This is a genomic window from Terribacillus halophilus (genome assembly GCF_900101385.1).
In the GTDB taxonomy this organism is placed as follows: domain Bacteria; phylum Bacillota; class Bacilli; order Bacillales; family Amphibacillaceae; genus Terribacillus; species Terribacillus halophilus.
Map to the genome: position 1 here is coordinate 67,674 of NZ_FMZB01000009.1, position 20,870 is coordinate 88,543.

A 20,870-nucleotide genomic window follows, 5' to 3' on the forward strand; every position below is an offset into this window, starting at 1 on the left:
AAAGAAAGGATGATACGGATGTCGACCATCTTTCCAACTGCTCTCACACCCAACTCCACCTTTGCCATCACAGCACCATCCAGTGGAGTCCCTACTTCCCTTCATTCCCGAATACATAAAGCTAAAAATCAGCTGGAGAAGCTGGGAAAACATGTGATCATAGGGGATACCGTCTGGACTCAGAAAGCCGCCAGGAGCAGCTCTGCCGAAAGCCGGGCAGCCGAACTGATGAGCTACCTTACCGCTCCCGAAATCGATGCCATCATGCCGCCATGGGGCGGAGAACTGCTCGTTCAAGTATTGGCGAAACTCGACTGGGACAAACTAGCTTCAAGTAAACCAAAATGGCTGATCGGTTATTCCGATACAAGTACACTTCTCTGCAGTTATACTTTGCAAACAAATATCGCCACTGCCCATGCGACCAATTTCTTCGATTTGCATATGGAAGCACTCGATGAAACGACAAAGGAGTGGCATAAGGTTTTATCAGCACCGTCTCGTAAAAACTTTGTTCAGAACTCCTCGCCTATGTATCAGTCCTCTTGGGATAAGCTTTTCAAACAAGGAGATGCAGCAGGGTTTGATCTGGACAGTAAAACGCAATGGAAATCCACAGCTGGCGAATCACTGTCTTTTACCGGCCGATTGATTGGCGGGTGTCTGAATACACTGACCACTATCGCGGGTACAAAGTACGCACCGATCAAGAAATGGCGTGACTCATTCGAAGAGGATACGATCATCTATCTAGAATGGGCTGATTGGAAAACTGCCGAAGCCTACCGGAACCTTTGGCATCTGAAGGAACACGGCTGGTTCGATCAGGCAAGCGGTGTTTTACTCGGCAGACCCGCCCGGAGCACACCTTCAGAAGATTACACCGCGGAGCAAATGATCCATGAATTCGCCGATGAAATCGGATTGCCGATCGTCTACGATGCTGATATCGGCCATATGCCGCCGCAGTTGACAATGATAAATGGTGCTTTGGCAGCTGTTTCCTATCATGATGGCAGCGGCACTTTGACTTATCTGGAATAGAAAAGAAGAGCTGATGCTTCAGCCCTTCTTTTGTTTCGCCGGGTGTGCCCCGGAAAGATGCGGATGTCCATATAATTTCTCCCGGAATGTTCCTTCTGTATACTCCTTTTTGTATAATCCCCGCTCCTGCAGAATTGGCACGACTAATTCAACAAAGTCTTCCAAGTCCTTCGGCGTAATGTAATGCGTGAGATTAAAGCCATCTACTCCGCTTCGCACAAAGAATTCTTCTATCTTGTCAGCTACCTGTTCAGGACTGCCGACGATGATATCCATTTCAGCTGGCTTGCTGAATTTCTCCTGTATTTCTTTGACAGTAAAGGGCTTAGCAGCATCCTTTGTCAAATACGCAGCCCGCGATTGCCCTTGTTCTGTATGCTTGTATGTGAACAATTCATCTTCATTTTCATAGGAAGCTAAGTCATAACCAGTCGATCCGCCATACTGGGCTTTGGCTCCATCTGCACTCCAATATTTCTTGATTTCCTCATATTTCGCCTGCGCTTTCTCTTCCGTTTCGGCAACGACTACATTCAGGAAAGTGAATGCTTTGATTTCAGCACGGCTTCTATCATACGCTTCTGCCCGCGCTTTGATATCCTCGATATAGTAATTGATCTTTTCTGGTGTAGGTCCGCCAACGAATACACATTCAGCATGCCTGGCTGCGAATTCCCGTCCTTTTTCAGAAGTACCGGCTTGGTAAAGCACTGGCGTGCGCTGCGGTGACGGTTCACTGACATGCGGTCCTTCGACTGAGAAGTATTTGCCCTTGTGCTTGATACGATGCACCTTTTCCGGGTCCACGAGCACACCTCTTGCCGGATCCGACACAACCGCATCCTCTTCCCAGCTATCTTCAAGCAATTTATAAGAAACCTCCAGGAATTCCTCGGCCATTCTGTATCGTTCATCATGCTTGACCATTTTCTCCAATCCGAAATTCTGTGCCGCATTCGGCAGATAGGAAGTAACAATATTCCAAGCGACACGCCCTTTGGTCAAGTGGTCGAGCGTCGAGAATTTTCGTGCATTATGAAATGGCTGCTCATACGATGTGCTGACTGTGACAGCGAAGGAAAGATTCTCCGTAACGGCTGCCATGGCAGGAATTGCAAAAGCTGGATCATTCAGCGGCACTTGGACCCCGTCACGCAAAGCCGCCTTTTCATCCCCTCCATAAACATCATATACACCAAGCACATCAGCAAAAAACACTGCATCGAACTTTCCTTTTTCTAAAAGACGTGCAAGCTCGATCCAGTAGTCCAGCGACTTATATTCCCGATGTCGTCTGTTCTCCGGATGCTTCCATAAGCCATGGGCGTTATGATTGGCTGCTGTCATATCAAATGCTTGCAGGATAATTTGTTTTGTCATTATTCTCCACTCCTCTGCATATGTAAAAAAGCCTCTTCTGTTTTACAGAAGAGGCTCCTTATCCAAGGTAAAAGCTCCTCTTATCTGTCAGACTTTATCGTCTGCTGGAATTGGCACAGTGCATCACTGCCTGTTGCCGAGGCTTCCAAGGGCCAGTCCCTCCACCTCTCGTGATAAGAAAATACTATTTGATTATCTTAGTTTGTTTTCAATCCGTTTCCGGTATTGATTCAGTGCACTTGGCGAATTTCTCTTGAGTTTCTGAAGCAATGCTTCGTATTGAATCTCCTTTTCGCTGATCCGTTTCCGATAATCCGCTCGCTCCGAATCATCCGTACAGGCACGCAGTAAATCCCGCAGTGCTACAATCTCTTTTTGCAGCTCCATTTCGGGTGGGATATAGCCGGCATTCTTCAGAACCTTATAGCTCATCCGCATATCCTCCGGTACACCGGATAAATCCTCCAGTTCCAAAGGTTTTCCTGTACCAGGAAGGTTGCGGAATTCTCCACGTTCTTCCGCCTTTTTTATCCGTTCTTCCGCAAGCAGCGAAATCAGATCCATACAATCCCTCCAAAAATGCAAAAAAGCAACCGATTCAGAATCGGTTGCTTTTCATTATACAATAATCTGAATTATTTACCAATGAATTGCTGTGTCCAATAGTTACCGTTTTCCACATACCCTACACCGATGTTAGTGTAATCCGGGTTAAGGATGTTTTCACGGTGACCTTGGCTGTTCATCCAAGCTTCCACAACTTCTTCTGGAGTCTTTTGACCTTGGGCGATGTTTTCACCTGCAGTTTTATAAGAGATTCCGAAAGATTTCATCATGTCGAACGGAGAACCGTAAGTCGGGCTATTATGATCGAAGTAGCCTTTGTCCGCCATATCCTGGGATTTTGCACGTGCTACTTTGCTTAGTTCAGCATCTGCTTTCAACGGCTTGAGACCAGCTTTTTCACGCTCTTTGTTAGTCAAGTCCACTACTTGTTGTTCGAATGCACTTAGGCCTTCAGTAGCTTGCTTGTCTTCTGTTTGTTTGCTGTCAGAAGCAGTTTCTTGTTTTTGTGCTGGAGCTTGTGCTTTTTGTTCAGTTGCTTGCTCATCAGCTTTTTCTTCTTTTTGCTCTTTTTTATTAGAAGCAGGTGCTTTTGCTTCTTCTTGCTTAGGTGCTTGAGTTTGTGCTTTCTCTTGTTGTTCAGGCTGTTGCTTATTATACTTCGCTAGCAAGCTATCAACATTAATGTTAATGTTATAAGCTGATAGATAGTCATTCACCCATTTATTTAAATCTTCGATAGAAGAGAAAGATCCGCTTTTCACTACTTGTGCTACATGGACTTGAGCTTCTTCTTTAGTTGGTTGTGCTGGTGCAGCATTAGCTGTTCCTGCCAAAGCGCCACCTGCTAGGATAGCTGTAGATAGTGTTGTTACTAGTACTTTCTTGAACATGATGTTGCTCCTTTCAGATGTGTGTTTTCTGTTGCAGCAACATCATAGCATGGGTTTTTGTGTAATATTGCAGCCTGGATTTTCCAATTGGCGCTCATCACTGGACAATCCAGCAAAAAGTCGGATATTACGCGAAATCATATCCGCTTATCCTGCTCTGAAACTAGTAATAAACAGTCATCTTTCTATTTATTGGTTATAAATTAGGATTGACACCTTTTTTCCTTCCTAGTTTTTGTAACAATCCCTCATTATTTGTAATCTATCTGTAAATTGTCTTAGTACTCCCCTCTTCATATAATTCCATCTCCCTAAACTTATTAGTTTAATCTGCCAAATTAGGATAAAGGTATCTCTTTAACACCTCTATACCAGGTGATAAAATGAACTATGTCGAATTTAGAAGTTTTTTGGCACTTTGACGTATCTACCCCCATAAAAAAATAAACGGGTGAGAATGAATATAGTAGAAATATGTCATCATTGGAGGAAATATAATGTTTGCTAATCCTGAAATCGGAATAGACCTTGGCACTGCAAATATACTTGTGTATACAAAACAAAAAGGAATCGTATTGAATGAACCTTCTGTCGTAGCGATCGATTTGGAAACAAAAAATGTTGTGGCGGTTGGAGCTGAAGCAAAAGAAATGGTCGGTAAGACTCCCCAGAATATCGTACCGATCCGTCCATTGAAAGATGGCGTAATCGCAGATTATGATGTAACAGCTCAACTATTGAAAGAAATATTGAAAAAAGTAAGCAAAGTGATGGGCGCTTCCCTTCGCAAACCTACTATTGTTGTATGTACGCCTTCTGGCAGTACTTCCGTTGAAAGACGCGCTATACATAATGCCGTCAAATCGTATGGTGCAAAAAATGTTCATTTGATCGAAGAACCGATTGCTGCAGCGATCGGAGCAGACTTGCCAGTAGACGAGCCGGTGGCAAATGTGATCGTCGACATCGGCGGCGGCACTAGCGAAGTTGGTATCATCTCCTTCGGCGGCGTTGTTTCCTGCCGATCCGTGCGAATCGGCGGGGATTCCATGGATGAAGAAATTGTTCAATACATCCGCAAGCACTACAACATTTTAATTGGGGAAAGAACGGCAGAACAAATCAAGATGGAAATCGGTCATGCTTTGATCGAGCACGATGAACTGATGATGGATGTCCGTGGCCGCGATATGGTAACAGGACTTCCTAAAACGATCGGCATTTCCTCAAAAGAAGTACAGGTTGCCCTTAAGGAATCATTGGAACAAATCCTTGAAACCATCCGCATGACATTAGAAGACTGCCCACCGGAACTAAGCGGGGATATCGTTGACCATGGTGTCATTTTGACAGGCGGAGGCGCCTTGCTAAAAGGCATGCAGCAATGGCTTGCTTCTGAAATTTCCGTTCCTGTTCACTTGGCTCCAAACCCATTGGAATCTGTTGCAATCGGTACAGGCCGTGCCTTGCAAATGATCACAAAACTGCAAAAAGCAGCAAAATAATAAAGAAAGGCGTATCAGTCAGCTGATACGCCTGTTTTTTTATGGAAAAGCGGAGAAGACCGCTTTAGAAGAGGTGCCTTTTCCTCACGCAAGGCTTTATCGCTTCGGCCGCAGTTTCTGGTCATTGCTATACTGCACCAATCCAATGCCAACTCCGACCGGGTCAACCAAATAAGCAAGATGGAATGATTCAAAGTCCATTTTTTCGCGAACGACCACTGCTCCTTCCTCTTTGGCAGCTTGGATCGCTTTATCCAAATCCTCCACCTCAATCTGAATCCTGGCTCCATGCGGAAAATCATGCGGTCCCTTACTTATTCCGCCATCAATTCCTCCGTCCGTCTTCACTTCTTGATAGCCCCAATTCGGCTCCCCTATCTTCCAGCCGAAAACATTGGCGTAGAAACTGGCCGCCTTGGATGGGTCTTGACTGTTCAGCTCAAATCCAACCACTTTGCCTTTGATTTTCTCCATGGTTCCTCTCCTTATCTGCGCAAAAGTTCGCGAATCTTATATGCATGTTCCTCGATCACCGGCCGCAATCCCGGATTGTAAAACACAGACGCAGGATGGTATGTCGGGAAAATACGATATATTTTCTCGGAAAGAATGAAAGAATCCTCCTCTAAGCTTTTTAATTGCTGAATCGGTTGTTCTATCAGTTTGCCTGCAACTTCTGTGATCTTCTCCTTCGAACCAGTCACCCTTTCCCAGCCGATTCTGCCTAATGTGACAAGGATATCCGGCTTTGCATGCGAGATTTCATAATCGAGTACGGGCGCATGCGCAAGCACCTCGGCCTTAGTAGGCGTCCGATTGTATTTCTTTGTAACCGTCTCACCGCGGATCTGCTTTGTCTTATATTGATAAGGTCTGCTTCTCACGGAGCTAGAGATGAATACTTCTGATCGATCGACTCCAGCTCGCTCCAAAAACAAATCCAGCTCCTTGCCAGCTCGTCCGCTGAATGGGACTAGATTATGTATTTCCGTTTCTCCCGGTGCTTCACCAACAAAGAAAAGAACCGGATGCTTCGGTCCTCTGCCAGGCAGGAATCCTTCACAAGGATATGGAGCCATCCTTTCTTTGGCTAGCTGAACCAACTCCTCCGGCAGCATGTCAATCAAGCCCCTGCAGCAGACCGCGCAATGTACTGACTTCCTCAGCTGATAAAGTAATTCCTTTACCCATCTTCTCATGATCCGGCGCCCAGTCCCTGATATCATACTTCGGTTCGCGTCCATTCCAGCTAATCAGATTCAGCTCCTTCTGCCACCCCTTCGGTGATACAGAAATCACTCCCAGTTCCTTCACAATCTCATAAGATAATTCAGCCATCATTGCTCCCACCTTTTCCCTTTTCTAAAGTCTAGCAGAATTATTTGTTATAATGAAACGAAATATTCCAACGGAGGGATAAGCCTATGCAACAGCCGATTAAATTGAATGAAAGACAGCGCAGTGAAATGATCGATTCCTTACAAACTTATTTCGACCAAGAAAAAGACGAGCAGCTAGGCGACCTGGCCGCAGGTCTGCTGCTTGACTTCATCGTCGAGGAACTGGGTCCCATCTTTTATAATGCTGGGATTGAAGCATCTTATCAGTTTATGAATGAGAAGATTGAGGATCTATTCGGGATACAGGTGAGGGAGCGTTGATGCTTCCTTTTTTAGCCGATATCCGAAAATGTCGCCAGTTCTACTTGCTGACTTTGCTTTATCCAATCAACAGTTCTTCTGGATGTCAGCAGCTCCACCTCATCAAGACGCGGATAATTATAGGAAGAACCTGTGTAGATAACTTTATCCAAATATCCAGGATGACTCATTACTTCCAGCGAATTGGCATCACCGAAGATAGAAAGCAGGGAGGCTTCGTCCGCCAAAGCATTCTCCAGAGAAAGTTCAAACTTCTCCGTTGAAATATGTCCCATCGGCAGTTCCATATTATGTCGCACAGGCAGGTTGTATTTTTGTGCCAGCTGGAGGAACACTTGAGCAATATCTTTATAAGCATTGATATGGTGATGACTATCTAGATGTGTAGGTTTTAAACCGAATGACAGGAACCGCTTAATTTGCGCCTCCCACTCTGCTTCTACTTCCTCTGGATCAATTGTATAGGATCCCTGATAAAATGCCAGGTTCCGGAATAAACCGTCGCTATCGACAATGGTCTTATGCGTTGATAATAGCGGCTCTCCGCATGTCAGCACTAAATGAATACCGACTCCAAGCCCTTTTTGTTCACGAGCTAGTTCAGCCGCATGTTCAGCACCTGGCATATTTACCATCATCGTAGCAGATGTCAATACACCCCTTTGATAGCAATCGTAGATACCATAGTTCACGGCTCTTGAATAACCGAAATCATCCGCATTAATAATCAACTTCTTCATTAAATCCTCTCTCCTTTACGTCAGCTGTTGCAGGTTACGTATTACTTCTCTGAAACACAAAGAATTCCCTCCTATGTATCCACATCTATAACCGCTTCAACCAGTAAATAAATAAAAGATGCTGGGACATAACTAAAATACCATTGCTTAAAAGCGAACATTGCTCATAAGTACCACTTCGGCAGAATACTCCGCTTTCCACGGGCACGGCCTCAGCCTCCTCGTGGAAAGATCACCACTGCGGGGTCTTCAGCTCGCGCTGTTCCCGTTGGAGTCTCCGTATTCTGCCTACGCTGGTATAGATTAACGTCAAAAAACCCGAACTTACGCGTATCTTTGTTTCAAGATTCACGTCAATAGTTCGGGTTTTCATTTAGCTAAAACACTTTTGTCCCAGCCTCTTGTCATTGTGGGATATATGCCGTACTGGACTCCGATTCCAATTCGTCCAGTTCCTTTAAATCTTCTGTCAGCTGTAAGAACCAGTCCTTATCCCCCGAAATGAGGGATAAATCGATAAGGTTCAAAAGATGTGCCTTGCTCGGCTCTACGCTTGGCGGAAAATATTTTATCTTGCTCTGGAAGGTCTCGATCGTTTTGCCGACCGTATTTTTATGATCACTTTCTGTAACATATACTTTCACCGTATTCAGTTTCGCATTCACCGCTTCGACGAAGCCAGTGAATAATTCATCGTTTATCGAATGTCCTGTTACCCAGTCACCAACAGTTACAAAGCTTTGATTATCAGACATAACATTGTCCTCCTTCAGCTTAACCGGCCGGCTAAGCAATGGTGATTGTTGTAGGTTGTTGAATACTATAAAAGATTCGCCGCAAAAGCGCAATACTTTTGCATACAATGTTTTAAAATATTCAGACAAATGTCCCTTCAGCACTTTCACAACTGTTACAACTAATGGCTGTCTATTCATTTTATACCCCGTAGCCCTTTTCTTTAATCCAACGGCTTGCCGTTTTCTCTCACCCTCCGAATACGTTATAATGTGGCTATATATTGCAGGAGGTTGTACCATGATACGCAGCATAGCGGTAACACGTGACAAAAAAATACGTAAAGATCTGCCGTATCAGGAATTGAATAGTCCCGATATAATATGGTATTGGGTTGATTTCAGCGTACCGACAGATGCAGAATCGAATAAACTCGGCGAGATTTTTCATTTTCACCCATTGGCAATCGAAGACTGCTTTCACTTCCTTCAGCGACCGAAACTCGATGAATATGATGGCTATCATTTCCTCGTCCTCCATGAACTGAATCATGAGACGTTCGTCTCGGATGAGTTGGATATTTTCCTTTCCGATCGCTATGTCATCACCTTCCACTTGGAGGAATCAATGGCAGCAGACCATGTATGGCAGCGAGTGATATGCGAAGGACCTGCAGAAAATACGCCTTCGAAAATCGTTTATCATTTAATTGATAAGTTGGTCGATGATTACTTCCCCCCTCTATATAAGATGGAGGATCGACTGAATGAAATTGAAGATGAGGAGAGTCACAAATCACCGCAAACAATGATAAATGAGGTATTTGATATACGAAGTGACCTGCTTAGGACCCGTCGAACGATTGCACCAATGCGGGATCTGATCTACCGGTTGCTCAGTATACAGAAACTCGATTTCGTCCAGGAACAAAGGGCTTATTTCAATGACATTTATGACCATCTGCTGAAACTTACGGAACTTGTTGATTCCAACCGGGAGCTTACATCGGATATGCGGGACAGTTACGAGTCGATCAATTCGAATCGAATGAATGCCATCATGATGACATTGACGATTGTTTCGACTATTTTCATTCCGCTCACTTTCATCGCCGGTGTATATGGAATGAATTTTGCTCATATGCCAGAGCTTCATTGGAAATACGGTTATCTTGCAGTGATGCTATTGATGGCAATCATTGCATTGGTGATGCTATGGCGCTTCAAACGCAAGGGATGGTTCAATATATTCAAATAAAAAATGCGTGCAGACTATCTGCACGCATTTTTTATTGGTCGTCGACTACCTCTTTTAGTAACGACATAGCTTTTAGCGAAGGCGGAAACCCATTCAATAATGCACAATGTTGGATTGTCTCCATTATCTCTTGGACAGAGATGCCGGATAGGAGAGCCACTTCGAATTGCTGCCGAAGGGCACGCTCATCTCCGTTCGTTACAAAAACAGCGATATTGAGCAATGCCTGGAATCTACCGTTCAGTCCGGTATACTCTTTCTCTCCACTGTCAGCAGCAAGGTTCTCTTCTTCCTTCATCAGCTTGGCCACCAACGCCCAACCTTGATTTTTCGCTTCCTTCATGGGGGACCCTCCGCTTATACTTGAGCAAATCTAGATCTATTTTCCTAGTTGCACAATTCTATTATCGGTAGAATCCATCACTTATGAACTCTTTATAAGAAAAAAATCAATTTTGTATAAAGAGAAATCGAATTTTATGGTCTGGCGCTCCATGGCCAGACTGTCCCAACAATGCAGCGAGGTTGCGGATGTTTGACAGCTTGACTTATTCCATCTGCAATTTCCTGATTCGTCAGCCATCTCGAAAACCCTTCCGTGATCCGGAAACCAAGAATGACTTCATGATAATCAATATTTTCTGCAAATTTAGGAATATAGTTGTGTCGAGGATCCTGGGCGCTACTTCCTTTTATATGAAAAAATGATATCGGCTTTTGTAATGTACCATAAAGGTCACACATGGCCTGTACTGCATCGTTACCGCTGCTATGAATCCAGCTGATAATGATATCTGGAGCTGAAAGATGTTTAAGTTGGTTTTGGAAACTTGGCAGCTGAAGATAATCTGCTTGTATCGTATGCAGACGATCTGGCTGTTCTGCTCGTTTGGATAAACGCAGCAAGCTCTCTTTTGTTCGAGCAACCACGGTCACTTCATGGCCTTCCTCGATCCAGTTGAGAACAGCTGCCTGCAGCATACCCGTTCCTCCGATAACTAAATAATGTGTCATACGTTCTCCTTTAAAAGGTAAGAGCCTGCCATTGGCAGACTCCGATTAATTTATTTCCATGACTCAGGATACACATTCAAATCGAGTCCCCACAGTGGTCCGACCAGTGCAAAGACACCCAGTATGAGAAGTATAAGAGTGAAGATATTCAAAATAAAGCCTATCTTCGCCATTTCCGCTATTGTTATTTTACCAGATGCAAATATGATAGCATTCGGTGGCGTTCCAACCGGCAGCATGAAAGCGCAGTTGGCGGCCATCGCTGCCGGAACCATGATCGCATATGGATGAACATCCAAAGCCAATGCCAATGATGCCATCACTGGCAGAATCATCGTGGCAGTTGCTGTATTGGACGTAATCTCCGTCAAGAACAATACTAGTGTCGTTGAAATAATGATGATCAAGAGGATATTCATACCTTCCAAGACCGTCAGTTGGTCTCCGATCCATTGTGAAAGCCCAGAACTAGTGAATCCAGCTGCGATTGCAAGCCCCCCGCCGAATAGAAGCAACACTCCCCACGGCAGTTCTTTGGAAACGTCCCAATCAAGAATTCTCTGTCCCTTTTTATTTACACTTGGAATCAAGAATAATAATACCCCTGCCAATACCGCAATGAATGTATCACTGATGCCAGGTATAGCGATAATCTCAAGCACTGCATCCGCTTCCCAAAGGAAAGTGCGGCTTACCCACATAAAAGCCGCGAAAGTGAATACAGTGAGAACGGCTTTTTCCTCGAAGGACATTTTACCGAGATCTTGTTTTTGTTTAAGTATGAGGTCTTTTCCTCCTGGCAGCTCCTTCATCTTGATTCGGAAGACAACCTTGGTAAGATAAATCCATGACGAAAACAAGAGAATTACTACAATCGGTACCGCAATCAGCATCCAGCCGCCAAAGGAGATTTCCACTCCGAACAAGCTGCTTGCCATCGCTGCCAGGATAATATTCGGAGGTGTTCCGATCAGCGTTCCAAGACCACCGATTGTACCAGCATAACCGATGGCGAAGACCAGCGATTTCTCAAATTTACGATTATCTTCCCCAATTTCCTGTCTGCTGGCTTTTGCAGCTTGACTAGCTTGATAAATGATAGCCGTCCCTATCGGCAGCATCATCATGACTGCCGCCGTGTTGGAAACCCACATCGAAAGGAAGCCGGTCGCAATCATGAAACCAAGCACAATCCGTGATGTACTCGTTCCGACAACACTGATGATATTCAGTGCAATTCGTTTATGCAGATTCCATTTCTCCATTGCCATGGCAATCAGGAATCCACCGAGAAAAAGGAAAACGATTGGATCGCCATAGCTTGAGGCTGCTGTATCTCCATCCAGCCCTTGTGTCACTGGAAGAAGAAGGAGCGGCAATAAACTAGTTGCCGGAATGGGAATCGCTTCTGTGATCCACCATGTCGCTACCCATAAAGTAGTGGCCAATACCATACGTCCTTCGTAACTCAGACCTTCGGGGTAATAAAACAAAATGACAGACAAAAACAAGAGAGGACCTAAAAATAATCCAATCAACTGAGGGCGTTTATACGTTCGAGGTGCTTTGTTGGAAGTGCCAGACTGCTCCAGGGTTTTAGTTTGTGCTGTGTTTTTCGAAGTAGGTACAGCAAACAGCAATAATTTCTTTGTCTTGTCATGGGTATTCCATAGACCATTCCAAACGGATAACATACTAGATTTCATCCAATCGCCTCCTTTTATTTAAGCGCTTACATAGCGATGTAAGCAAATACAGATGATTACATGATAAGCCTATTCGACACTGGGTTGTTCTGTCAAATATTTGTACAAAAAACAGCGGACATATGCCCGCTGTCAGCTTGTAATTCCAGCCTCGACGGAAAGCTGCTTCTTCAGCTCCCCCACCTGGATGATCGTCATTATATTATCCGTATTAGTAAGCGAAGTTCTGTTTCTCTGAACGAACAATTACCGAATCTGCTAATTCCTTCTCTGCTTTTGTTCCGATTTTCTTTTTCCTGTTTAACACCAGTAATCTTTGCCCGGGAAATAATCGACTAAAATTCTCCCAGTTCGATAATTATCAGGATGATCAGCTTCACTGTTGCAGCAGTGATGCCTGTTCCACCTATTCCATTACCAACTCTTCAGCAATCGCAAGGAACATATTTGCCCCATTGCTCAAAGCCGCTTCGTCGATAAGGAATTTTGGATGATGATGTGGCGCCGGCGAATGGTTATCAGGGGAGCAAGCACCGACGAACACAAAGCAGCCAGGTACAACGTTTGAAAAAGCTGAGAAATCTTCGCCTCCCATGATTGCCTCTCCTTCAACAGCTGCCCCATCGCCCAATTTTCGTCGGATAGCTTTACATGCAATAGCAGTTGCTTCCTTTTCATTGACGACAGAGTCATAGCCATACGTATAATTCAATTCATACTGGCAGCCATTCGCAGCAGAAACGCCTTTGATGATCTGTTCGATTGCTTCGACTGCCCGTTTTCGTACATCCTGACTGTAGGAACGGACAGATGCTCCAATCTTCACTTCTTCGGGGATGACATTGACCGCATCACCTGCTTGTAATGTCGTGACGGATACAACTAATTCATCCTTCGGGCTTGTGATACGTGAAACGACAGTCTGCAGGCTAGTGATAATCTGCGCACTCGTGACAACCGGATCGATCGTATTCTCCGGCTGTGAAGAGTGACCGCCTTTTCCTTTTATCGTGACGTGGAACATGTCCGAATTGGAAGTAGCAGCTCCCGGTGTGATCGACAGCTGGCCTAATGGTGTAAGAGAAGAAAGATGCAAACCGAACACATAATCCAAACCTTCTGTCACGCCAGCCGCAACCATTTCCCTGGCACCCCCCGGCAACAGCTCTTCAGCGTGCTGGAAGAAAAAGCGTATTTCACCATGAATCTTCTCCTGCTGCGCACTTAAAGCTTTGGCGACACCAAGCAAAATAGCTGTATGTCCGTCATGTCCGCATGCATGCATGACACCCTCGTTTTCGGATGCAAAAGGTAGACCGGTTTCTTCCTGGATCGGCAATGCATCCATATCAGCCCGGAAACCGATCGTCTTTCCAGGATGCGCTCCCTTGAGCACGGCCATTACACTTGTTTCCGTAGGCCTGGTCACTTCCAAATTAGGAAAAGTGCTTAATGTTTCATAAAGGAAAGCAGATGTTTTATACTCCTGAAAAGATAACTCCGGATGCTGATGCAGATATCTCCTCCAGCTGACAATTTCCTCTATCTGCTCGTTGGTCAATTCAATTACGGTTTTTTTCGCTAGCATAAAATCTCTCCTTCCGGTTTGGAATAATTGAATATTTCAGAAAAATTATGCTAACTATGATAGCACTCTTGCTATTCGCTTTAAACCCCCAATAAAAATCTCCATTCTACAATTCTAATAAGAACATTGTTTGAGACTAGCTATAAAATGTTTTTATGTCAGAACATGATAGCGTAAAATTAATCCGCTGCGATCGCATCTGACAACATATCTCCCTCGAAGTCCGGCCAATACGCCTTAATGAAAACTAATTTTGCATTGGCTGCTTGCAACAGCAGGAAATTGCTTAAACGCTGTTCCCCGCTTGTCCGGATCAGTACGTCCACATCTGGCATCTCTTTTGTCCAAAAGAACTGTCGCAGTTCTTCATATTCCTGTATCCTTTGACTATTTGATTGAGCCATTTCTTTTAATCCTTCCACAATCTCATCCTTGCTTCCGTAGTTGAGCGCAATCCGAAGAATCAACGTTTGGTTCTGTATCGTTTCCTCCATCGTTTTCTTTACCACTGCCAAAGTCTTCGGTGGCAATGCTTGCAGATTTCCGAAAAATTCTACCCTGACTCCTGCTTTTTTGAGTGCTTTCATCTCTGTGTTATAAAAAATGCCAGGCAAACGCATGATATAATCCACTTCCTGTTTCGGGCGCTTCCAGTTCTCTGATGAGAAAGCATATAACGTCAGATTTTGTATACCTAGCCGGATTGCCGCTTCGATGGTCCTTCTTACTGCAAGCATTCCGGCATAATGTCCAGCACTGCGAGGTTTTCCCTGCTCTGTCGCCCATCTTCCATTTCCATCCATCATGATTGCCACATGCTCCGGTATCCTGTTCATACCATCCCCTCCTGCTTTGTAGCTTAAGATATGTTACAAAAATTGTAAACAAAAAGAGGAGTGCGATGACTCCCCTTTAAAATACAAGTTCCTCTGCAACACCAAGAAAGAAGTCGACACCATCCTCCATCGCATCCTCTTCGATTCGGAATTGCGGATGATGATGGGGTGCGGGAGCCGGATTATCTTTTTCCTTTGCACCAACAAAGACAAAGCAGCCAGGGACGGCATTGGCAAAGGCAGCAAAGTCTTCTCCTCCCATGATTGCACTGCCGCGAAGAACTGCATCCTCGCCCAGTTTTCGCTTCAGGGCACGCTCTGCTATTGCAGTAGCACCCTCATCGTTGATAACAGAATCATAACCGTATGTAATCTCTAATTCATATGCAGCTCCATTAGCTTCGGTTATGCCTTTCACCATACGTTCCAATGCAGTGATCGCATTTTTTCGTACATCTTGCGTGAGCGAACGTACAGATGCTCCAATACGTACTTCATTCGGTATGACATTGACTGCTTCACCTGCATGCAGCGTCGTGATGGAGACGACCAGCTCTTCTTTCGGACTAGTCATCCGGGAGACTATTGATTGCACGTTGGTAATGATCTGCGCACTGATGATAACTGGATCTACTGTTTTGTCAGGTTGTGAGGAATGTCCGCCTTTTCCCCTTACTGTTAATTGGAACTGATCCGAATTGGACGTTGCTGGTCCATAGATGACACCAACCTTACCTTGTGGCAGCTGTGAGGCCACGTGCAGTCCAAATACCATCTCCACACCGTCAGTGACACCAGCTTCCACCATTTCCTTGGCACCGCCAGGGAATAATTCTTCTGCGTGCTGGAAAAAGAAGCGTATTTCTCCGCATAGTTCTTGCTGCTTGGCACTCAGAATCTCTGCCACAGTAAGCAGGATTGCAGTATGGGCATCATGGCCGCAGGCGTGCATCACACCCTCGACTTTTGAAGCAAAAGGCAAGTCAGTTTCTTCTTGGATTGGCAAAGCATCCATGTCTGCTCGGAAGCCGATCACTTTACCCGGCCTCGCTCCCTTCAGCTTCGCCATCACACTCGTTTTTGTCGGCCTGCTCAATTCCAGGTTCCCAAAAGATGCCAGCGTATCGTAAACAAATTGAGATGTACGCTCTTCCTGGAAAGAAAGCTCTGGATTTGCATGCAGATGTCTCCTCCACTCTCTTAGATGCTGTTTGTGCAATTCAGTAACGTCCTTCATATTAATCCTCCCTCAATTACTATCGCTCTTTATTTAACTTAAGTGAATTATTTAATTGTATAAACCATATGCGTAAGCTACAAGAGACAAAGGATCGAGTACTGACGCCTAGATTTTTTCCAAAAATATCCTGGTTTGATTCTCCTCCACGCCTAAAGAATGCCCCCACCTTTTTATTTACGGATGAGGTAAAATAACATCAACTCTGCCCTAACTAAAAAGAAAAGCTCCCACACCGGGAGCCTTCATTTAAGCAATCGTTTTAACGGATGTTCGGATACGGGTTGCAAGCATCCTCGTCCATTCACGCTCCAAAACCCCGAATCCATTCAATTTCGCATAAGGGGAAAAAGCTTCTTTGCTGTAAGCCAATGCTTTGTTTAAATCCTGTCTGGACCAAGCCAGCATTGCTTGCATTCGGCTGTATGTACCATCGCTGAACATCGTCACGCCTTCAGCGTACTTGTGCAGTGTCTTATCATCCAACGTACCGCTTATGGCATCGGCAAGCATGCGCCATTCCAGGAAGGGGCCGTGATAGACAGCCATCCTCTTATCGGATTCTATCCGGAAGTGATGGAAAAGACGCTCTATCGCTGGCTTTATTCCATCTCTATCTGCCTCCACGTAAAAGACAAACATAGACTCTATAAATACATCTTTAAGCTCCGCTGCTGTCTCCACTTTCTTTTTACACTGCTCGTATAGGGAAGACGACCAATACACGGGACGCTTCGCTCCATACATTTCGGCCATCAGCTTGGCAGATTGAATCTGGCGCTCCCCTGCTTCCGTTTGCCTGATTAATCGATAGAAGGCTGAGCCGTCTGTCTGAAAATCACCATTTGGCAACGGCAGAATGGTAGCTACCAGAATTCCCCCATGTAACATGCTGCAAAAAGCAAAGAATTCAATAGTACTAAAATGCCACATCGCCAGAAATAGAACACATAGACTACTGCTCATGATAGGGCCGCTGATCGTCATGACTGACAAGTCCTTCCGAAGTCTATCTTCCGTATGTCCTGGAGTCGGAAGCATTAAGGCGACTCCTCCGATAAGTCCCCAATTACGATTTTCACGCAATCTTATGCCTTTCTTTCCTTTTTCAATATGAAAAGGCCCTGCAACAACGTACCCAAAATTCATTCCCATCAGCTTTCCGCCGATAACATGACCAAGCTCATGCAGCGCTATTGCCAAGAAGCCTGCCGCAGCAAGCTGTGCATATGTGATGACTTCCGACTGCAAATTCGGCAGGAAGAAATATACACCCGTAAACACAAACACTGCGAAAGCAAATCCGAACAACGGTCTTCTATGCATCAGTCTTTCCCCTTTCTCATCAGCTTGATGGAGCGATAGTAAAAGGCTGCTGTCATCATCAAACTCAACACAGCTAAGATGAACAGCAGTAAGCAAACTATCGAGGCTATCCAGCTATCTGTTACGCGGACGATAAAGAAACCAATAAGAGTCAATATGGTTGTTACCAATGCCATTTTCGGAATGAAAGTCGCTGCTCGCTTTAATTTATCCTGCTTAGTATCTGCGTCAGTATAAATCGGTGCTGCTTCGACAGAAGCCTCAAAGATGTACATTCCATATGAGCTACATACCAATGTCCAGCCAGAAAACTTGAACATTTCCAAGTACTCTTGTTCTTCTGCTTCATCCAATGTGCGGTAATCAATCATGTATTGCACTTGCTTCGGTTCACCGCGTATCAGTCGATAACCCATAAAGGCAAAATCCTGCAGATGCCAGCCTTTCGCTGCTTGCTTGGCAAGCTTCTTCATATCCTTTTTCTCCGAAAAGGCAAGTCCGCCTGAACTTACATACTTTGTTTGTCTCATCGTCCCTTCCTCCCCTTCGTCTGTAAAACTTCTTTCGCCAAGTCGACCATTCTGCTCCGCCTTTTGATTTCCTCTTCGAGCTTCGAAATACCAGCTGCTGTTGTTACATATGTTTTCCGCCGCGGTTCGCTGTCTGGTTCAGCTTCAATCAAATCAGCATCCACCAATTTCTTGATGATGGTGTACAACGTGGCTGGACCAATCTTAAACATTCCATTCGTTTCTTCTTCTACATATTGCATGATGGCGTATCCATGCCTTGGCTCCACCAATGCAACCAAGATGTAGAAAACGGGATCCGTCAATTCATCCAACGATTTTCCTTTCGCCATAATCAGTTCTCCTTTATATCCGTTTTTGATATATCACTTATGGATATAATACTGTGTATGGAAGTTGCTGACAATAGGTATAAATTTTTTCTATAGAAAAAAGCAGAGCAACGTTTGCTCTGCTTTTTAAATCACCTTGATTTAGATGTGAATAGTTTCGGAATATCGGATACGAACCTGAGCGGCATACCATTGACTGGATGTTCAAAATTCAGCTTGCGGGCATGCAGGCAAAGACGTTTCATGCTACGATCCTGCGCCCCGTACTTTTTGTCTCCCGCAATCGGATGCCCGATATCTGACATATGAACACGAATCTGGTTTTTCCGTCCTGTTTCCAGGCTTATTTCCATCAAGGTAAAGTCCTTGTTCCCTTGAAGTACTTGGTAGTGTGTCACAGCTTTCAATCCGTCGTTCTCGTACTTACTGGAATACATCTTATGTGTACTCGTTTCTTTCAGCCAAGAAGTAATGGTTCCTTCTGACTTGGAGACGTCACCTTCCACAAGGGCCACATAAGCTCGTTCCTTCGTTGTTTTCCACGATTCCTGCATTCTTTGTTTAATTTTCTCTGATCGGGCGAATACCATCACACCGGATGTATCGCGGTCCAGCCGATGAACGACAAAAATCTTATTATCACTATGCTGCGCTTTCACATAATCAGATAATTGGCGGTAAGCTGTATTCGCTTTTTCATTATCGGAAGCGATTGACAACAGGCCGGAAGCCTTCTCAATGACGATGATCGTATCATCTTCATACATAATCGTAATGCCTTGAAGCGGTGCTGCTTCCGTTACCATATCTGTCCGGATGGTCACTTCCTGACCTGGCTTCAGCTTGTCGTTGAATTGTGTGGAAACCCGGCCATCAATGGACACCTGACCGCGAGCCAAGATGGATTTGACTGAATTTCGGCTCTTGCCGACAACCTTCAATAAGAAAGGTAATAGTTCTTCTGTTTCTGTTACTTTATATACTTTCGGCTTCGCAGGTCGGAAACCTCGAGAGCGCGGACGTTTATTTTTCATTTTTGGATCCTTTCTGTACCATTCGTGATGGCGTCATTCGTGCATCCTTTCATCTTAAGTGTTCTCGATTGGAAATACAAGTTCTGCTTTTCTAGATAAAGGAATTTTGCAAAGATTCCTATACATTTTGTGTAAAAAAATATAAGATGGACAAGTATAGAACGGCAGGAGTGAAGGAACATGAATATTGACGGACTGGAGTCATTTCTAGCAGTAGTCTCCAATAAAAGTATTTCCAAAGCATCAAAAGCCTTGCATATTACACAGCCTACATTAAGTACACGAATACGGAAACTGGAAGAAGAACTTGACTTCGTCTTGTTGACTCGCAGTTGGGATGGTATCGAGTTGACAGAAGAAGGCTACTTTTTCCTTCCTTATGCAATTGAACTGCTCGGGGAACTGCAAGATGCGTCATTTGCACTCACAGGGGATAACAAAATAAGTTATCAGCTACTCAGCAAAATCAATGCCGGAAAAGATGAATTCAGGATCGGCATCAATATTTGGTTGGCTCCGGTATTCAACCACATCATCATCCCCTACATGCGGGAAAACTTTCCCCACATTCGTTTCAAATTCATAACGAGGCCGACGAACGTTTTGAAAAAATTATTGGAATATGGCAGCATTCAGTTCTCCATCCATTATGAGAATTTGGCAAAGACTCCATTTCTTTGTGAACCGCTGCTTCAAGATAAATTTGTCATCCTTTGTCATAAGGAGGATGTTCCGATTCTCGACGGTAAGCTCGCAAATGCAAATAAGCTGGATAAGAAATTGATTGTCTTCGAGCATGCAGCATTGACGAATAATCTGGAAAAGATCAGCTCCCTTTTAGGCTTATTGCAGGCCAAAGAATATCAGATGGTTGATGATGTACAGAATATGCTTTCATTTATCGAGAGCGGCTATGGATATACAGCCCTGCCGCGCTCCATCCTTTACCATATGAGTGAGCAAAGAATGACCAACATCGCCATCATGCCTATAGACGATTTGGACCTAACAGCTTCAGTGGCTCTAGAATATCAGGCAAACAACCGTTTCCAGGATGCCATCAGCGGGCTGACGAATGAACTCAAACGCTTCGTCCAAGTCATGTACAAGGAAAAAGAGCTAAGCGAATGACTCGCTTGGCTCTTTCTTTTGGACAGCTGTATTCAGGCCCCGCGGTTTGCCTCTTAAAGTGTTCCATCTGCTTGGCCCCGTCAGTATGCTATATACCCTTACCCCCCATTATCTACTGCCTGCAAACAGGCATGATCGATTCAAGTATGAACTTCTCTCGTACTCTAGAGCTTCCAATGACTTCATTCATAAGCGCTTCTGGTAGAACTTCACAATTAATCCCTCATATAACAGCTTTGCGGCCGGAGCATACCCACAGATGACTGATAGATTGGCTGCGTCAATTAATTAGTATGTTGACAATTTTCTGAATATAGTTTAGTTTTTAATAATATTCTTACATAGAAACTGGAGGAG

23 protein-coding genes and 1 riboswitch are annotated in these 20,870 nt (G+C 44.5%); of the genes, 5 read left to right on the forward strand and 18 right to left on the reverse strand.

The genetic code is table 11. The annotated features are described in order from the left end of the window. The first annotated feature begins 18 nt into the window (after positions 1 to 18). Positions 19 to 1,044, forward strand: a complete 1,026-nt coding sequence (locus BLQ53_RS14780; RefSeq protein ID WP_170829720.1) for a S66 family peptidase — start codon at positions 19 to 21, stop codon at positions 1,042 to 1,044. An 18-nt stretch (positions 1,045 to 1,062) separates the two neighbouring features. Here the strand turns inward: BLQ53_RS14780 and BLQ53_RS14785 are convergent, their stop codons facing one another. From BLQ53_RS14785 to BLQ53_RS14795, 3 genes are all read right to left on the reverse strand, one after another. After that, positions 1,063 to 2,424: an LLM class flavin-dependent oxidoreductase gene (locus BLQ53_RS14785; protein WP_093728079.1), complete on the reverse strand. Its 1,362-nt coding sequence runs from the start codon at positions 2,422 to 2,424 to the stop codon at positions 1,063 to 1,065. A 77-nt stretch (positions 2,425 to 2,501) separates the two neighbouring features. Continuing rightward, a riboswitch (SAM riboswitch) is annotated at positions 2,502 to 2,604 on the reverse strand. Positions 2,605 to 2,616: 12 nt separating this feature from the next. Further along, a complete protein-coding gene (locus tag BLQ53_RS14790) occupies positions 2,617 to 2,988 on the reverse strand; it encodes a DnaJ family domain-containing protein (RefSeq protein ID WP_093728080.1) in 372 nt (123 codons plus the stop codon). Positions 2,989 to 3,059: 71 nt separating this feature from the next. Next, positions 3,060 to 3,881 carry a CAP domain-containing protein gene (locus BLQ53_RS14795; RefSeq protein WP_244499361.1) on the reverse strand — a complete coding sequence of 274 codons (822 nt, stop codon included), beginning with the start codon at positions 3,879 to 3,881 and terminating at the stop codon, positions 3,060 to 3,062. A gap of 497 nt (positions 3,882 to 4,378) precedes the next feature. Between BLQ53_RS14795 and mreBH the strand changes: the two genes are divergently transcribed. Next, entirely contained in the window at positions 4,379 to 5,386 is a 1,008-nt protein-coding gene (gene mreBH, locus BLQ53_RS14800) for a rod-share determining protein MreBH (protein ID WP_093728081.1), read from the forward strand. Between the two features lie 96 nt (positions 5,387 to 5,482). Here mreBH and BLQ53_RS14805 read toward each other — a convergent pair whose 3' ends face one another. The 3 genes from BLQ53_RS14805 to BLQ53_RS14815 are packed head-to-tail and all read right to left on the reverse strand — an operon-like array spanning position 5,483 to position 6,724. After that, complete coding sequence (locus tag BLQ53_RS14805) at positions 5,483 to 5,860, reverse strand: VOC family protein (RefSeq protein WP_093728082.1); 378 nt, start codon at positions 5,858 to 5,860, stop codon at positions 5,483 to 5,485. 11 nt (positions 5,861 to 5,871) lie between these two features. Beyond that, complete coding sequence (locus tag BLQ53_RS14810) at positions 5,872 to 6,504, reverse strand: uracil-DNA glycosylase (protein WP_093728083.1); 633 nt, start codon at positions 6,502 to 6,504, stop codon at positions 5,872 to 5,874. Position 6,505: 1 nt separating this feature from the next. Continuing rightward, entirely contained in the window at positions 6,506 to 6,724 is a 219-nt protein-coding gene (locus BLQ53_RS14815; RefSeq protein ID WP_093728084.1) for a YdbC family protein, read from the reverse strand. Between the two features lie 86 nt (positions 6,725 to 6,810). Here BLQ53_RS14815 and BLQ53_RS14820 point away from each other — a divergent pair, with 86 nt between their 5' ends. Then, positions 6,811 to 7,047: a DUF2164 family protein gene (locus tag BLQ53_RS14820; RefSeq protein WP_093728085.1), complete on the forward strand. Its 237-nt coding sequence runs from the start codon at positions 6,811 to 6,813 to the stop codon at positions 7,045 to 7,047. 11 nt (positions 7,048 to 7,058) lie between these two features. Here BLQ53_RS14820 and chbG read toward each other — a convergent pair whose 3' ends face one another. Beyond that, a complete protein-coding gene (gene chbG / locus BLQ53_RS14825; RefSeq protein ID WP_093728086.1) occupies positions 7,059 to 7,787 on the reverse strand; it encodes a chitin disaccharide deacetylase in 729 nt (242 codons plus the stop codon). Positions 7,788 to 8,191: 404 nt separating this feature from the next. Continuing rightward, complete coding sequence (locus BLQ53_RS18995; protein WP_170829721.1) at positions 8,192 to 8,542, reverse strand: IDEAL domain-containing protein; 351 nt, start codon at positions 8,540 to 8,542, stop codon at positions 8,192 to 8,194. A gap of 280 nt (positions 8,543 to 8,822) precedes the next feature. Here BLQ53_RS18995 and corA point away from each other — a divergent pair, with 280 nt between their 5' ends. After that, positions 8,823 to 9,779: a magnesium/cobalt transporter CorA gene (corA, locus tag BLQ53_RS14835; protein ID WP_093728088.1), complete on the forward strand. Its 957-nt coding sequence runs from the start codon at positions 8,823 to 8,825 to the stop codon at positions 9,777 to 9,779. Between the two features lie 31 nt (positions 9,780 to 9,810). On the opposite strand, the gene BLQ53_RS14840 is transcribed toward corA, so the two are convergent. The 10 genes from BLQ53_RS14840 to BLQ53_RS14885 all read right to left on the reverse strand — a co-directional run bounded on the left by BLQ53_RS14840 (position 9,811) and on the right by BLQ53_RS14885 (position 19,382). Continuing rightward, complete coding sequence (locus BLQ53_RS14840) at positions 9,811 to 10,122, reverse strand: carboxymuconolactone decarboxylase family protein (RefSeq protein ID WP_093728089.1); 312 nt, start codon at positions 10,120 to 10,122, stop codon at positions 9,811 to 9,813. Positions 10,123 to 10,256: 134 nt separating this feature from the next. Then, the gene (locus BLQ53_RS14845; protein WP_093728090.1) at positions 10,257 to 10,793 is read right to left on the reverse strand and encodes a Rossmann-fold NAD(P)-binding domain-containing protein; all 537 of its coding nucleotides are present in this window, start codon (positions 10,791 to 10,793) and stop codon (positions 10,257 to 10,259) included. Between the two features lie 50 nt (positions 10,794 to 10,843). Further along, positions 10,844 to 12,499 (reverse strand): SLC13 family permease, encoded by a 1,656-nt coding sequence (locus tag BLQ53_RS14850; RefSeq protein WP_093728091.1) that lies wholly within the window; start codon positions 12,497 to 12,499, stop codon positions 10,844 to 10,846. Between the two features lie 406 nt (positions 12,500 to 12,905). Then, positions 12,906 to 14,087: a M20 metallopeptidase family protein gene (locus BLQ53_RS14855; protein WP_093728092.1), complete on the reverse strand. Its 1,182-nt coding sequence runs from the start codon at positions 14,085 to 14,087 to the stop codon at positions 12,906 to 12,908. A gap of 179 nt (positions 14,088 to 14,266) precedes the next feature. Next, positions 14,267 to 14,923 carry a polyprenyl diphosphate synthase gene (gene uppS / locus BLQ53_RS14860; protein ID WP_093728093.1) on the reverse strand — a complete coding sequence of 219 codons (657 nt, stop codon included), beginning with the start codon at positions 14,921 to 14,923 and terminating at the stop codon, positions 14,267 to 14,269. A 76-nt stretch (positions 14,924 to 14,999) separates the two neighbouring features. Then, positions 15,000 to 16,160: a M20 metallopeptidase family protein gene (locus BLQ53_RS14865; protein ID WP_093728094.1), complete on the reverse strand. Its 1,161-nt coding sequence runs from the start codon at positions 16,158 to 16,160 to the stop codon at positions 15,000 to 15,002. Positions 16,161 to 16,409: 249 nt separating this feature from the next. Next, on the reverse strand, positions 16,410 to 17,486 hold the full coding sequence (locus tag BLQ53_RS14870; RefSeq protein ID WP_093728095.1) for a zinc metalloprotease: 1,077 nt from the start codon (positions 17,484 to 17,486) through the stop codon (positions 16,410 to 16,412). Then, the gene (locus BLQ53_RS14875; RefSeq protein WP_093728096.1) at positions 17,486 to 18,016 is read right to left on the reverse strand and encodes a DUF2812 domain-containing protein; all 531 of its coding nucleotides are present in this window, start codon (positions 18,014 to 18,016) and stop codon (positions 17,486 to 17,488) included. The genes BLQ53_RS14870 and BLQ53_RS14875 overlap by 1 nt, the downstream gene beginning before the upstream one ends. After that, complete coding sequence (locus BLQ53_RS14880) at positions 18,013 to 18,348, reverse strand: PadR family transcriptional regulator (protein ID WP_093728097.1); 336 nt, start codon at positions 18,346 to 18,348, stop codon at positions 18,013 to 18,015. The genes BLQ53_RS14875 and BLQ53_RS14880 overlap by 4 nt, the downstream gene beginning before the upstream one ends. Positions 18,349 to 18,479: 131 nt before the next feature. Continuing rightward, positions 18,480 to 19,382 carry an RluA family pseudouridine synthase gene (locus BLQ53_RS14885; RefSeq protein WP_093728098.1) on the reverse strand — a complete coding sequence of 301 codons (903 nt, stop codon included), beginning with the start codon at positions 19,380 to 19,382 and terminating at the stop codon, positions 18,480 to 18,482. 180 nt (positions 19,383 to 19,562) lie between these two features. Here BLQ53_RS14885 and BLQ53_RS14890 point away from each other — a divergent pair, with 180 nt between their 5' ends. Beyond that, positions 19,563 to 20,513: a LysR family transcriptional regulator gene (locus tag BLQ53_RS14890; RefSeq protein ID WP_093728099.1), complete on the forward strand. Its 951-nt coding sequence runs from the start codon at positions 19,563 to 19,565 to the stop codon at positions 20,511 to 20,513. Positions 20,514 to 20,870 lie beyond the last annotated feature (357 nt).